Origin of the sequence: Streptomyces sp. NPDC052079, from assembly GCF_040680275.1 — a bacterium.
In the GTDB taxonomy this organism is placed as follows: Bacteria; Actinomycetota; Actinomycetes; order Streptomycetales; family Streptomycetaceae; genus Streptomyces.
Window position 1 is genome coordinate 21,417 of sequence record NZ_JBFAWL010000004.1, and the last position, 12,678, is coordinate 34,094.

Annotated in this window: 13 protein-coding genes and 1 pseudogene; 7 read left to right on the forward strand and 7 right to left on the reverse strand. The window is 70.3% G+C overall.

Annotation, left to right across the window (positions count from 1 at the left end; translation table 11 throughout):
* The first annotated feature begins 73 nt into the window (after window positions 1-73).
* From uraD to AB0L56_RS09365, 5 genes are all read left to right on the forward strand, one after another.
* Window positions 74-589: a 2-oxo-4-hydroxy-4-carboxy-5-ureidoimidazoline decarboxylase gene (gene uraD / locus AB0L56_RS09345; RefSeq protein ID WP_365420763.1), complete on the forward strand. Its 516-nt coding sequence runs from the start codon at window positions 74-76 to the stop codon at window positions 587-589.
* 5 nt (window positions 590-594) lie between these two features.
* On the forward strand, window positions 595-1,002 hold the full coding sequence (gene uraH / locus AB0L56_RS09350; protein WP_361038157.1) for a hydroxyisourate hydrolase: 408 nt from the start codon (window positions 595-597) through the stop codon (window positions 1,000-1,002).
* 6 nt (window positions 1,003-1,008) lie between these two features.
* A complete protein-coding gene (gene pucL, locus AB0L56_RS09355; protein WP_361038159.1) occupies window positions 1,009-1,941 on the forward strand; it encodes a factor-independent urate hydroxylase in 933 nt (310 codons plus the stop codon).
* 140 nt (window positions 1,942-2,081) lie between these two features.
* Entirely contained in the window at window positions 2,082-3,461 is a 1,380-nt protein-coding gene (locus tag AB0L56_RS09360) for an 8-oxoguanine deaminase (protein WP_365420768.1), read from the forward strand.
* 256 nt (window positions 3,462-3,717) lie between these two features.
* Entirely contained in the window at window positions 3,718-5,103 is a 1,386-nt protein-coding gene (locus AB0L56_RS09365) for a nucleobase:cation symporter-2 family protein (RefSeq protein WP_365420771.1), read from the forward strand.
* Here AB0L56_RS09365 and AB0L56_RS09370 read toward each other — a convergent pair.
* From AB0L56_RS09370 to AB0L56_RS09400, 7 genes and pseudogenes are all read right to left on the reverse strand, one after another.
* Entirely contained in the window at window positions 5,072-5,671 is a 600-nt protein-coding gene (locus AB0L56_RS09370; RefSeq protein ID WP_365420775.1) for a 3'-5' exoribonuclease, read from the reverse strand. The genes AB0L56_RS09365 and AB0L56_RS09370 overlap by 32 nt on opposite strands.
* A gap of 64 nt (window positions 5,672-5,735) precedes the next feature.
* Window positions 5,736-6,395 (reverse strand): peptidoglycan recognition family protein, encoded by a 660-nt coding sequence (locus AB0L56_RS09375; RefSeq protein WP_361036601.1) that lies wholly within the window; start codon window positions 6,393-6,395, stop codon window positions 5,736-5,738.
* A gap of 127 nt (window positions 6,396-6,522) precedes the next feature.
* Complete coding sequence (locus AB0L56_RS09380) at window positions 6,523-7,407, reverse strand: lysozyme (protein WP_365420778.1); 885 nt, start codon at window positions 7,405-7,407, stop codon at window positions 6,523-6,525.
* A gap of 239 nt (window positions 7,408-7,646) precedes the next feature.
* On the reverse strand, window positions 7,647-8,069 hold the full coding sequence (locus tag AB0L56_RS09385) for an acyl-CoA thioesterase (RefSeq protein WP_365420781.1): 423 nt from the start codon (window positions 8,067-8,069) through the stop codon (window positions 7,647-7,649).
* Window positions 8,070-8,133: 64 nt separating this feature from the next.
* Window positions 8,134-8,769, reverse strand: coding sequence for a hypothetical protein (locus AB0L56_RS09390; RefSeq protein WP_365420784.1), 636 nt, complete (start codon window positions 8,767-8,769; stop codon window positions 8,134-8,136).
* On the reverse strand, window positions 8,766-8,972 hold the full coding sequence (locus tag AB0L56_RS09395) for a DUF397 domain-containing protein (RefSeq protein ID WP_365420787.1): 207 nt from the start codon (window positions 8,970-8,972) through the stop codon (window positions 8,766-8,768). Before AB0L56_RS09395 ends, AB0L56_RS09390 begins: the two co-directional genes overlap by 4 nt.
* Window positions 8,972-9,488: pseudogene (locus AB0L56_RS09400) on the reverse strand (Scr1 family TA system antitoxin-like transcriptional regulator). The gene AB0L56_RS09395 and the pseudogene AB0L56_RS09400 overlap by 1 nt, the downstream one beginning before the upstream one ends.
* A gap of 778 nt (window positions 9,489-10,266) precedes the next feature.
* Here AB0L56_RS09400 and AB0L56_RS09405 point away from each other — a divergent pair.
* Window positions 10,267-11,931 (forward strand): ATP-binding protein, encoded by a 1,665-nt coding sequence (locus tag AB0L56_RS09405; protein WP_365420790.1) that lies wholly within the window; start codon window positions 10,267-10,269, stop codon window positions 11,929-11,931.
* Window positions 11,928-12,569, forward strand: a complete 642-nt coding sequence (locus tag AB0L56_RS09410) for a response regulator transcription factor (protein ID WP_365421396.1) — start codon at window positions 11,928-11,930, stop codon at window positions 12,567-12,569. Before AB0L56_RS09405 ends, AB0L56_RS09410 begins: the two co-directional genes overlap by 4 nt.
* Window positions 12,570-12,678: the final 109 nt, after the last annotated feature.

Consider the following 12,678-nt stretch of genomic DNA (forward strand, 5'->3'; position numbering starts at 1 on the left):
CCGCGTTCACTGTCGCCACGCCCGTTCGCAGCACACGCCCGTTCGTACGGCCCTCGCGGCCACGGAGGCTCCCGTGACGTCGACTTCCACGCCCCCGGGCCTGGCCCGTTTCAACGCCCTGGAGGAGCAGAAGGCGCTCGCCGCGCTCCACGAAGCCTGCGCCTCCACCGCCTGGGCACGGCAACTGCTCGCCGCCCGCCCCTTCGTCACCGCCGACGACCTGTACGCCGCCAGTGACGCCGCCATGGCGGAGCTGACCCCGGCCGACCTGGAAGAGGCGATGGCCGGACACCCGCCGATCGGCCGACCCTCACCGGGTGACCCGACCTCCGCCCGGGAGCAGAGCGGCATGACCGGCGCCCCGGACGGACTCAAGGCCGAAATGCTCGAACTGAACCTGGCGTACCAGCAGAAGTTCGGCCATGTGTTCCTCATCTGCGCCACCGGCCGGACCGGCGAGCAGATGCGCGACGCCGTCAAGGAACGCCTCGGCAACGCGCCGGAGCAGGAGCGCGAGATCGTCCGCACCGAACTGGGGAAGATCAACCGCATCCGCCTGGCCCGTCTCGTCGACGCCGAAGAGGACTGACGCACATGAGCACCGACACCACCGCCTCCGTGTCCACGCACATCCTGGACACCAGCGCCGGCCGCCCCGCCGAGGGCGTCGCCGTCCGCCTCTCCGCCCGCGCGGGCCGGGACGCGGACTGGCGGGCACTCGGCGGCTCCGCGACCGACGCGGACGGGCGGTGCAAGGACCTGCCGGCCCTGCCGGAAGGAACCACCCATGTACGGCTCGACTTCGCCGTGGAGCCGTACTTCCAGAAGAAAGACGCGAACCAGCAAGCCGATGCGCAGCAGGACGCCCCCGCGAATCGGGACAGCGGCGCCGGAGTGTTCTTCCCGGAGGTGGCGATCACGTTCGCCGTCGTCCCGGGCGAGCACTACCACGTGCCGCTGCTGCTCAACCCGTTCGGCTACTCCGTTTACCGAGGGAGCTAGCACACCATGCCCACGATCCTGGGACAGAACCAGTACGGCAAGGCCGAGAACCGAGTCGTAAAGATCACGCGGGACGGCGCCACCCATCACATCAAGGACCTGAACGTCTCCGTCGCCCTCTCCGGCGACATGGAGGACGTCCACTACTCCGGCTCGAACGCGAACGTCCTGCCGACCGACACCACCAAGAACACGGTGTTCGCCTTCGCCAAGGAGCACGGCATCGAGTCGGCCGAACAGTTCGGCATCCACCTCGCCCGCCACTTCGTCACCTCGCAGGAGCCCATCCACCGGGCGCGCATCCGCATCGAGGAGTACGCCTGGGAGCGCATCGCGACCTCCGACGCCGGCTCGGAGTCCAGCGCCGCCGACGAGCCCAAGCACTCCTTCGTCCGCAAGGGCCAGGAGACCCGGCTGACGCAGATCACCTACGACGGCGAGCGGTGGGAGGTCATCTCCGGGCTCAAGGACCTCACGGTGCTCAACTCCACCAACTCGGAGTTCTGGGGCTACGTCAAGGACAAGTACACGACGCTCAAGGAGGCGTACGACCGGATCCTCGCCACCTCGGTCTCCGGCCGCTGGCGGTTCAACTGGACCGACGACGAGCAGCAGATGCCGAACTGGGAGGAGTCCTACGAGCAGGTCAGGAAGCACATGCTCCAGGCCTTCGCCGAGACCTACTCGCTCTCCCTGCAGCAGACGCTGTACCAGATGGGCGCGCGGGTCATCGACAACCGCGGCGAGATCGACGAGATCCGCTTCTCCCTCCCGAACAGCCACCATTTCCTGGTGGACATGGAGCCGTTCGGGCTGAAGAACGACACCGCCGACGGAGCGGTGTACTTCGCCGCCGACCGCCCCTACGGCCTGATCGAGGGCACCGTGCTGCGCGACGGCTGCGAGGCGCGGATCCCCGTGGACCTCACCAACCTCTGACCGCACCGCACCACACTTCGGCACCCGTGGCCGGGGAACGCAGGGATGCGGACCAGCACCCGACCCAGCACCCCGGCCACGGCACTCAAACCTCCCAGGGTCCTGCCGTGCCCACTCCACGTACGCGAAAAGGACGAACCATGGCAGCAGACCGGCGCATCGTCATCGAGAACTGCGCGATCGCGACCGTCGACGCGAAGGACACCGAGTACGCCTCCGGACACCTCGTCCTCGCCGGCAACCGCATCGAGGCGCTCGGCCCGGGCCCGGCCCCCGAGGGCCTGGAGAACGTCGAACGCCGGATCGACGCGACCGGGCACCTGGTGACCCCCGGCCTGGTCAACACGCATCACCACTTCTACCAGTGGATCACCCGGGGCCTGGCCACCGACCACAACCTGTTCGACTGGCTCGTCGCCCTCTATCCGACCTGGGCGCGCATCGACGAGCCGATGGTGCGCGCGGCGGCGCGGGGCTCACTGGCGATGATGGCCCGCGGCGGCGTCACCACCGCCATGGACCACCACTACGTCTTCCCGCAGGGCTCCGGCGACCTGTCCGGCGCCATCATCGGCGCCGCCCGGGACATGGGCGTGCGCTTCACCCTCGCCCGCGGCTCCATGGACCGCAGCGAGAAGGACGGCGGACTGCCCCCGGACTTCGCGGTCGAGACCCTCGACGACGCGCTCGCCGCCACCGAGGAGACGGTACGCCGGCACCACGACCCCTCCTTCGACGCCATGACGCGGGTCGCCGTCGCTCCCTGCTCGCCGTTCTCCGTCTCCACCGAACTGCTGCGCCAGGGAGCCGAGTTGGCCCGCCGGCTCGGCGTACGGCTGCACACCCACGGTTCGGAGACCGTGGAGGAGGAGAAGTTCTGCCACGAGCTGTTCGGCATGGGCCCGACCGACTACTTCGAGTCCACCGGCTGGCTCGGCGAGGACGTGTGGATGGCGCACTGCGTCCACATGAACGACTCCGACATCGCCGCCTTCGCCCGTACGAGGACCGGCGTCGCCCACTGCCCGTCCTCCAACGCCCGGCTGGCCGCCGGCATCGCCCGCGTCCCCGACATGCTCGCGGCCGGCGTGCCGGTCGGCCTCGGCGTGGACGGGACCGCGTCCAACGAGTCCGGCGAACTCCACACCGAACTGCGCAACGCGCTGCTCATCAACCGTCTCGGCGCCCACCGGGAGGCCGCGCTGAACGCCCGGCAGGCGCTGCGGCTCGGCACCCACGGCGGCGCCCAGGTCCTCGGCCGGGCGGGCGAGATCGGTTCGCTGGAGCCGGGCAAGCTCGCCGACCTGGTGCTGTGGCGGATGGACACCCTCGCCCACGCCTCCATCGCCGACCCGGTGACCGCGCTGGTCTTCGGCGCGGCGGCCCCGGTCACCGCCTCCTTCGTGAACGGCCGGCAGATCGTGGAGAACGGGCGGCTGCTCACGGCCGACGAGGACGACATCGCCCGTTCCACCCGCGCCGAGGCGCAGCGGCTGGCACGGATCGCCGCGCAGAACTGAGTCCCGCAGATGTCTCCGGCCGGGAGGGACGGCTCCCGGCCGGTGATCGCGGACCCCGTTTCCGGGGCCCGCGGAAACCGTCTCCGGGGCGCGCGTGCACGCGCGCCCCGGGACGGTCCCCCACACCCGTCCCCCGGTCCCTCCCCCACTCTCGACGTCGCTCGAGCGGGACGTACCACCATCCCCACCCGCACCACCTCCTTGAAACCCACGGCCGCCCCGACGCGTCCGTGTACCCGACCGGAGGAGAGCCGCAGTGGCCGACCACCCCGTTGACGAGAAACTTCCCGCGCTCAAGATGGCGACGACCGGCCTGCAACACGTGGCCGCCATGTACGCGGGTGTCGTCGCCCCACCCCTGATCGTCGGCGCGGCCATCGGCCTCACCGGCACCGAACTCACCTTCCTCACCGGTGCGTGCCTGTTCACCGCGGGCCTCGCCACCCTCCTGCAGACGCTGGGCATCTGGAACATCGGAGCCCGGCTGCCCTTCGTCAACGGCGTCACCTTCGCCGGTGTCGCCCCGATGACCGCGATCGTCGCCTCCACCGACGACAAGAACGACGCCCTGCCGATCATCTTCGGCGCGGTGATCGTCGCCGGACTGCTCGGCTTCCTCGCGGCGCCCTTCTTCAGCAAGGCGGTCCGCTTCTTCCCACCGGTCGTCACGGGCACCGTCATCACGCTCATAGGCGTCTCGCTGCTGCCGGTCGCCTTCGGCTGGGCGCAAGGGGGCAGTCCCTCGGCCCCCGACTTCGGTTCGGCGACCAACCTGAGCCTCGCCGGTGCCACCCTCGTCATCGTCCTGCTGCTGCGCCGCTTCACCCGCGGCTTCGTCAAGCAGATCGCCGTCCTGCTCGGCATGGTGGCCGGCACCCTCCTCGCCCTCCCGTTCGGCGTCACCGACTTCTCCCCGGTGGCCGAGGCGGACATCGTCGGCTTCCCCACCCCGTTCCACTTCGGCGCACCGCAGTTCCAGCTCGCCGCGATCCTCTCGCTGTGCGTGGTGATGGTGGTCTCCATGACCGAGTCCACCGCCGACATGCTGGCGCTGGGCGAGATCGTCGACCGCCCGGCGGACGAGCGGACCATCGCGGCCGGCCTGCGCGCCGACACCCTCGGCTCCGCGGTCAGCCCGCTGTTCAACGGCTTCATGTGCAGCGCCTTCGCCCAGAACATCGGCCTGGTCGCGATGACGAAAATCCGCAGCCGGTACGTCGTCGCCACCGGCGGCGCCTTCCTGGTGCTGATGGGGCTGTGCCCGATGGCCGCCTCACTGATCGCCGTCGTACCGCGCCCGGTGCTCGGCGGCGCGGGCGTGGTCCTCTTCGGCTCGGTCGCGGCCAGCGGCATCCAGACCCTGGTCAAGGCGGGCCTGGACAAGGACAACAACGTCCTGATCGTCGCCGTGTCACTGGCCGTCGGCATCATCCCGATCAGCGCGCCCGAGTTCTACCACTCGTTCCCGGAGACGGCCCGCATCGTCCTGGACTCCGGCATCTCCACGGGCTGTGTGGTGGCGGTCCTGCTGAACTTCGTCTTCAACCATCTCGGCGACGGCCGCCGCGAGGCCGCCGACGTCACCCACCCGATGGAACCGGCAGAGGGGCTCACGGGCTCGAAGGACCCGGCCACGCCATGAGGTTGGCGAACAGCTCGGCCTGCTCGATCGCGTCGTCCAGCGCGTGGTGGGTGTGCCGGCGCCGCGACAGCAGCTCACGCGGCATGGTGCCCTTCACCACCGCCCGCAGCGGCAGCCCCGCCTTGGTGGCGTACAGGGTCTTCATGTCCAGACAGCCCGAGTGCCCGAAGGGACTGGAACCGGTGAAGCGGATCAGGTACCAGTACAGGAACGTCCAGTCGTACGACGCCGGGTAGCCGCACATCACCGGCTGGGCGCCCGCGCGCACCTCGCCCACCCAGTCGGTGAACTTCCGCATGGCCTGGACCGGCTCGGCGCCCTCGGTGCCCAGCCGGTCCCGGTCCAGTCCGCTCACGGCGAGTGCCTCTGGCACGAACTCGGCACTGATCGGTTTCAGTTCCCGGTAGAACGTACGCTCCTCGGGATCGGCCGCCCGGAAGCCCTCGGCGTCCTGCACACCAGCCACCGAGGCGCCCAGGCTCAGCATGGAGTACGGCCCGGGAATGGGCCCGTCGGCCTCGATGTCGACGGAGATGTACAGGCTGGGTTTGACGCGTCGTGGGGCCATGACACGGAAGGATCGCAGCCCGGGGCGCCTTCCCGCACCCGAATTCCGCCCCGGGCGGGCGGTGTTACGCCGACCGGGCCGCCGCCACCTCGTCCCGCAGTCGCGGCAGCATGTCGTGGTACACGCCCGGGCAGAGCGTCGAGCTGTAGTCCTTGTGGCCGTAGATCCGCGCCGAAGGGATGCCGTACTGCGCACAGGTGTAGGCGCACAGGGTCACCAGTACCTCCCACTGGGCGGCCGGCGGCACCGCGCCCGCGTGGTAGGCGCCCTCGCACGCGATGCCGATGGCCTGGTCGTTCTGCCCGGAGGTGTGGGAGCCCAGCACGAAGGTCGTCCCGCCGGTGAGGGTCTGGAGACTGCCGTGCCGCCCCTCGGTGATCCAGCCGCCCCGGCTGACCAGGAAGTGGTAGCCGGTGTCCACCCAGCCGTTCTTGTCCAGATGCAGATCCTGGACCCAGTGGGCGTGGGCGTGCGCCTGGGCGCGGGAGAAGTCGGTGGAGTTGGTGCTCACCGTGTGGTGGATCACGATCCTGCTCGGCCGGTACCGCAGGACGCTGATGGTGCCCCGCGGGGAACGGGCGCCCCAGGCAGCGGTGCCGTCGATGTCCGGCTCGACCACGCCGGCGCCCCGCGCGTGCGCGGTGCCCGGCGCGGCGGTGGCGGCGGCCAGACCGGCCGCACCGGCGATCAGGAGTCGACGCCGGAGGGCGTTCTCGGGGTGCACGATCACTCCTCGTGAGGGGAGGGGGTGTGGGGGAAGGCGGTGGAACCGGGAAGGGAAGGCGGCGGAACCGGCGGGCGGTCGCCGCCGGTTCCACCGCGTGATCGCGTACGTGCCGGGGCCTACCCCGTCACGTGTTGTTGGCGAGCGCCAGCAACCGGTCGCGGGAGCCGTTGAACTTGTTGCGGTCCACGTTGCCCGCGACACCGGAGACCGAACCGGTGGCGGTGTACTGCCACACCGTCCAGGTGGGGAAGCCGCTGGGGAGGGTCGGGGACGCGGCGGAGGTCCAGTGCGCCACCCACAGCGGGCTCTTGCTGGACATGCCGGTCCAGTTGCCGGTGCAGGTGTTCCACCAGCTCGCCGTCGTGTAGATGACGACATCACGGCTCGTGCGTGACTTGTAGGTGGTGTAGAAGTCGTTGATCCAGGTGCGCATCTGCGTGGTGGTCAGTCCGTAGCACATGGCCCCGTACGGGTTGTGCTCGATGTCCAGGACGCCGGGCAGGGTCAGGTTGTCGCGCGACCAGGCGCCGCCGTTGTTGACGAAGTAGTTCGCCTGAGTGGCGCCGCTGGAAAGATTGGGGCGGGCGAAGTGGTACGCCCCGCGGATCACGCCGGCGCCGTGGGCGGCGGGGTAGTTGGTGTTGAACCGGTCGTCCTTGTAGGTGGTGCCCTCGGTCGCCTTGATCCAGGCGAACTGGATCCCGGAGTTGCGCACCGAGGTCCAGTTGATGGCGCCCTGCCAGTGCGATACGTCGATGCCCTGGACGCCGTCGGTCGGGGCCATCACGCCCAGCGACGGCTCTCCGGCGGGAACGCCCTCGTGGATGCGGGTGCCCACACCCATGTACGCCTCGCCGGGCTTGACGTCGGTCCGGTCCCGGCCGGGGTCCGGAGCGGCGGACGCTCCGCCGACGGTCGTGACCGTGAGGGCGAGGGCGGCGCCGAGGACGCCGAGCGCCGTGGCGGTCCGCCTGCGGGGGCCGGCTGAGGGTCTGGGGAGAGAGAACATGGGGGGACTTCCTCCTGACACATGTGGGGATGAGCGAAGGAGGTGACGTCGGCCGCTGCCACCTGGGCAGTTCCGTGTTACGTGGTGCTGATTGACGTGCGCGCGTCATTAGTTACGCACGTAGATTCCGGGGCTGTAAAGAGCCTTCGTTCTTTGCTGGTGGTCTGGTCCACTGTAGGAGCGGATGGCCTGGAAACTTGGCAACCCGGCGGAGGAAACTTTCAGAAAGTGAAAGCCCGTCACAGTCCGAACAGCCCGGGATCCTTCGCCAGATCCCGGAAGACATCCTGCGGACTCGGCACGAGCCTGCGCTGCGTGAGGTCCAGCAGCCCGCCGACCGCCGTGATCTCGGCCGCCACGGTGCCGTCGGCCTTCGTAATCGTCTGCTCGATGGTGAAGGTCTTGCCGCCGCTCCAGGTGAAGGCACAGGTCACATCGGCCTCGTCCCCGGCGAGCAGTTCACGCCGGTAGCGGATGGTGGTCTCCAGGGCGACCGGTCCCGCACCCTGGGCGATCAGACCGGACTGGGTGATCCCGGCCGCCTGGAGCAGCGACCAGCGCGCGTGCTCCGCGTAGTTGAGATACACGGCCTGGTTGAGATGGCCCTGCACATCGGTCTCGTACCCACGCACGGTCACCCGGACGGAAAACGGCTCACTCACTGGGTCTGTCCCCTTCACGCCTGCTCGGTGTCGCTGCCCGACCCGCCGATCCTGACATGCCCCGTCATACCCGCCGAGGGGAGGCCAGCAGATAGCGCGCCCGGCTCCTCGGCTCCGTGTACTCCCCGACCTGCCAGCCTGCCCCCTCCAGCGTGGCCGCGCAGGCCCGCAGCGCCTCGCCGTCCGGCTCGTACACGGCGACCGCCTCCGGCTGCGGGGTCTCCCGCACGCGGTAGCCGCCCTCGGTGCCCGGTCCGGCGGGGGTGTGCCCGGCCGCCTCCAGGGCGAGCGCGGCGGCCTGCACCAGATGCGCACGCTCCCAGCCGCACGGCCGGTCGGTGGCACCGTCGGGATTGCTCATCCGGCGCAGCTCCAGCATGCCCTGCCAGGCCCCGCGCACCTCTCGCAGCCGGGCGGGCCCCGACGCCGGCGCGGAGGGCTCACCGCCGACCCGCGCGGCGAACACCCCGGCCGAGGCCGGTGCTTTGACCGGCTCGGACGCCGCGTCCTCCTGTGTCTCCTCCCGCACCCGATGTCCCGCCGGGGTCAGGAAGTGATCGTGCGGCGGCCTCGGATGCCGGAAGGCGAGCCCGCGCTTCACCAGCGCGGCGAGCTGTGCCGGCGTACCCCTCAGCCGCCCGGTATCGGGATCGGCGGCATCGACGATGCGGCGCTGCGCGGCGGTGAGCGGTCGGGTCATCGGCGTCCGGAGGCGTACGGCAGGAAGGCGGCCCACCGCTGGGGGGCGAAGGTCAGGCGGGGGCCGTGTATGTGCTTCGAGTCGCGGACATGGATGATTCCGGGGGCGAAGGCGATCTCGACGCATTCCGGGCCGTCGTTCGTGCTGTAGCTGCTCTTGAACCACTCCAGGGCGGGACCGTTCCCGGTCGGGCGGTTGGTCATCACGTCTCTCCCAGCAGTTTCTCGATGAGGGCCAGCGACTCACGGGGCGTGAGAGCTTGGGCTCGGATGATGCCATAGCGGATCTCGAGGATCTGGATGTCCTTGGGGTCGGAGAGCGGTCGACTGATCAGCTGCATTTCGATGTGGCCCACGGTGACCCCGCAGCAGTTGAAGCGCCCCCGCGAGCCCCGCGTGGTCTTCACGGTCCGTGGGCAGCACCTGGATCTCCACGTTGCGCCGCTGACCGACCTCCAACAAGCGTTCGAGCTGCTTCCGCATCACCATTCTGCCCCCGAGCGGGCGGCGCAGCGTCACCTCTTCCTGGACAACTCCCAAGACGGGAGCGGGTTGCTGGTCGAATCGGAACAGGGCGGCTCGGGTCTCCGCCGTCAGGGACGCAGGGGTGTCGCCGCATTCCGCGAGGAGATCCGGGACCTTGGCACGGACGCGCGGGTCCGGATGCCCGGCGTACCGCAGCCCGACGGTGACGAACTCCGCGTGCTCCGTCTCGCCCAGGACGCGCAGCAGCTCGGCGAGCACCTCGGGGTCCTCCTCGCCCTCCAAGGCCCAGGTGACGAGCAGGTCCGCCGTCTCCTCGTGCCAGGTCCACCGGCCCAGCACATAGGCCAGGAGGACGTCGAGGGCGAACAGGCGCGACAGCGAACCCCGGGCATGGCGGTAGGCGGATACGGCCGACCATGTCTGCTTGCTTTCGCGTTGGCTCAGCGCCCACCGCACGGACGACCAGTCGACATGGTCCGGGTCGCCCTGGCTCAGAGCACGGGCGGCCAGTTCGTCGACCGGGGTGAGGACACGGAACGCCCATTCGAGGTCGGTGAGGATCGCGCCGTGCCCCGCGCGGACCGTCGTACCGCCGAGGGTCAGCTGTGTGACATGTCAGTACTCGTCATCCATGACCCGGGCGCGGTGCACGGGGCCGAACGCTGCCGAGCTGACAGAACGTCACGAACTGCGCGTCACGCGGCTACGCCGAAGCCTTGCCCGGTGAGAGGGCGTGATTCGGCGCGATTGGGCATGGTCCGGCGCGCAGCGTATCTGGAGAATCACTCCTGTGGTGTTACGAAAGCCCGGTCGCCCCCTGGACCCCCCGCAGGCCCAGCAACTGCCCCAGGTCACCGCGACGAGCCCAACGTACGCGTCACCCGGCCGGCCGCCATCAGGGCAGACCCTGAGTCGTGAACCGGACATCCGGCTCTTGCTGTTCTGGGCGGTGCTCGCGCTCTCGGCCGGGATCTGCGGGGCGGGGGCCTACAGCCGGGCCGGGGCATCACACATGGATCTCGTCCGCGACCTGGCGGTGGGCTGGTCCTACGCGGGCGCCGGGCTCATCGCCTGGTGGCGGCGGCCCACCAACCGCACCGGGCGGCTCATGCTCGCCGAAGGGCTCACCTGGTTCCTCGGCAATCTGCAAGGCACCGCCGTACCCCTGCTGTTCGCCCTCGGCGCCTGGGGAGAGGCGCTGAACCTGGCCGTGCTGGCGCACCTGCTGCTCGCCTTCCCCGACGGGCGGCTCGCCACCGCCTGGGACCGGCGCGTGGTGGCGGGCGGCTACGGCCTGGTGGCCATCGGCGGACTGGTGCGCGTGACCGTCTACGACCCCGCGGCCGACGGAGCGGCCACCTACCTCTCCTGCCGCGACTGTGGGCCGAATGCCTTGCTGCTCCACTCCGGCCAGCAGCTGTTCGAGGCGATCGACCTCGTCTACCGGTGGTCGGGGGCCCTGCTCACCGTCGTATGCCTGGTGGCGCTCGTACGCCGCTGGCGCGTGAGCGTCCCGGCACGGCGGCGCATACTCCTGCCCGCCGGGGTGGCGATCGCCGTCGCCGTGGCTTTCGTGGGGTGGGAGGTGCTGTACGTCCTGGCTCCGGACGCTCTCGGCGCGGCCAACGCCGTGCTGATCTGGCCGTCGGACGCCAGTCAGATCGCCGTACCGATCGCCTTCCTGGCCACTCTCCTGCGCATGCGGCTCCGGCGCGCCGCCGTGGGCAACCTCGTCATCGAGGTCGGCGCGGACCCGACGCCGCGTCACATGCAGGACGTACTGGTACGCGTGCTCGGTGACCCCTCCCTGCGCCTCGGTCTGCCGTCGCCGACAGGGGAACTCGGCGCGTACGTCGATCCGGACGGGAAGCCCCTTCGGCTGCCTGCCCCGGGCAGCGGACTGAGCGCCACCCCCGTGGAAGAGCAGGTGGTACTGGTGCACGATGCCGCGCTCGACGAGGACCAGGAGCTGATGTCCGCCGTCAGCGGCTCCGTGCGGCTGTGCCTGCGCAACACCCGGCTGCGCTCGGAGGCGGTCACGCGTTCGCAGGAGGCAAAAGCCTTCCACGCCCGGCTCCTGCGGGCCGTGGACGAGGAACGGCAACGGCTCGAACGTGATCTGCACGACGGCGCCCAGACCCGGCTGGTCTTCGCCCTGATGAAACTGCGCCGACTCGACGCCGGACTGTCGTCCCACGTCCCCCGACCCAGCCCGGACCTGCGCCACACGGTGGCGGAGGCCGACCGGGCGCTCCGCCAGGCGCTGGACGAACTCCGCGACCTCGCTCGCGGAATCCACCCCGCCGTTCTAACCCGCGAGGGCCTCGCACCGGCGATCACCGCCCTCGCCGAACAGGCGGAGATCCCGGTCCTCGTCATGGTCGAACCCGGCCGCTTCGCGCCGCTGACGGAGTCGACGGCGTACTTCGCGGTCTGCGAGGCGCTGTCCAACGCCGCGAAGTACTCGGGGGCCGAGGTGGTGAGCGTCAGCGGATGGCGCGACGGCGACCGGCTGGTGATCGAGATCACCGACGACGGAGTCGGCGGGGCGGATGAGGAGAACGGTACGGGTTTGCGCGGGCTCGCCGATCGGGTGGCCGCCACCGGTGGCACTCTGCGCGTGACGAGCCCTCCCGGCGGCGGAACGCGCGCACGGGTGGAGCTGCCGTGCGAGTGATCGTCGCCGACGATTCCCTGCTCCTGCGGGAGGGGCTCGTGCGGCTCCTGGAGGAGTCGGGCGTCGTCACGGTGGTCGGCCAGGCCGGCAACGCGGAAAGGCTGCTCGCCCTCGTCGACGACCGGCGTCCCGATGTGGCCCTGGTGGACATCCGTATGCCCCCCACGTATGCCGACGAGGGGGTGCGCGCCGCGCACCGGATACGGGAGCGCTTCCCGGCCGTAGGGGTGCTGCTGCTGTCCCAGTACGTGGAGACCGGGAGCGCGGTCGAGGTGATGACGCGACAACCCGGGGGGTTCGGCTACCTGCTCAAGGACCGGATCGCGGACGTCGGCGAACTCGCCGATGCCATCAAGCGGGTGGGTGCCGGTGAGCCGGTGATGGACGCTGAGGTGGTCGCGCGGCTGCTGAGCCGCCGACGCGTCACCTCCGCCCTGGACACGCTCACCCGGCGCGAGCGGGACGTGCTGGCGCTGATGGCGGAAGGCCGCTCCAACGAGGCGATCAGCCGGCGCTTGTACGTCAGCGGCAAGACCGTCGAGACGCACGTCCGCAATGTGTTCACCAAGCTGGGCCTGGAGCCGGCGCTGGAAGACCACCGGCGGGTGCTGGCCGTGCTGGCTTACCTCCAGTCATGAAGCCGGTCGTACCGCCGCGCACGGAATTCAGGGCCTGCCCTGAATCCCGCGGGAAGCCGGACGCCTACTGTCGAAGTCGCGGTCAAAAAGCACCGCTTCCCGAATTCTC

Coding starts and splice junctions, on each gene's coding strand:
- uraH (WP_361038157.1), top strand. CDS start 595: ATGAGCACCGACACCACCGCCTCCGTGTCCACGCACATCCTGGACACC.
- pucL (WP_361038159.1), top strand. CDS start 1,009: ATGCCCACGATCCTGGGACAGAACCAGTACGGCAAGGCCGAGAACCGA.
- AB0L56_RS09360 (WP_365420768.1), top strand. CDS start 2,082: ATGGCAGCAGACCGGCGCATCGTCATCGAGAACTGCGCGATCGCGACC.
- AB0L56_RS09370 (WP_365420775.1), bottom strand. CDS start 5,671: ATGGCCCCACGACGCGTCAAACCCAGCCTGTACATCTCCGTCGACATC.
- AB0L56_RS09380 (WP_365420778.1), bottom strand. CDS start 7,407: ATGTTCTCTCTCCCCAGACCCTCAGCCGGCCCCCGCAGGCGGACCGCC.
- AB0L56_RS09390 (WP_365420784.1), bottom strand. CDS start 8,769: ATGACCCGACCGCTCACCGCCGCGCAGCGCCGCATCGTCGATGCCGCC.
- AB0L56_RS09395 (WP_365420787.1), bottom strand. CDS start 8,972: ATGACCAACCGCCCGACCGGGAACGGTCCCGCCCTGGAGTGGTTCAAG.
- AB0L56_RS09405 (WP_365420790.1), top strand. CDS start 10,267: ATGGATCTCGTCCGCGACCTGGCGGTGGGCTGGTCCTACGCGGGCGCC.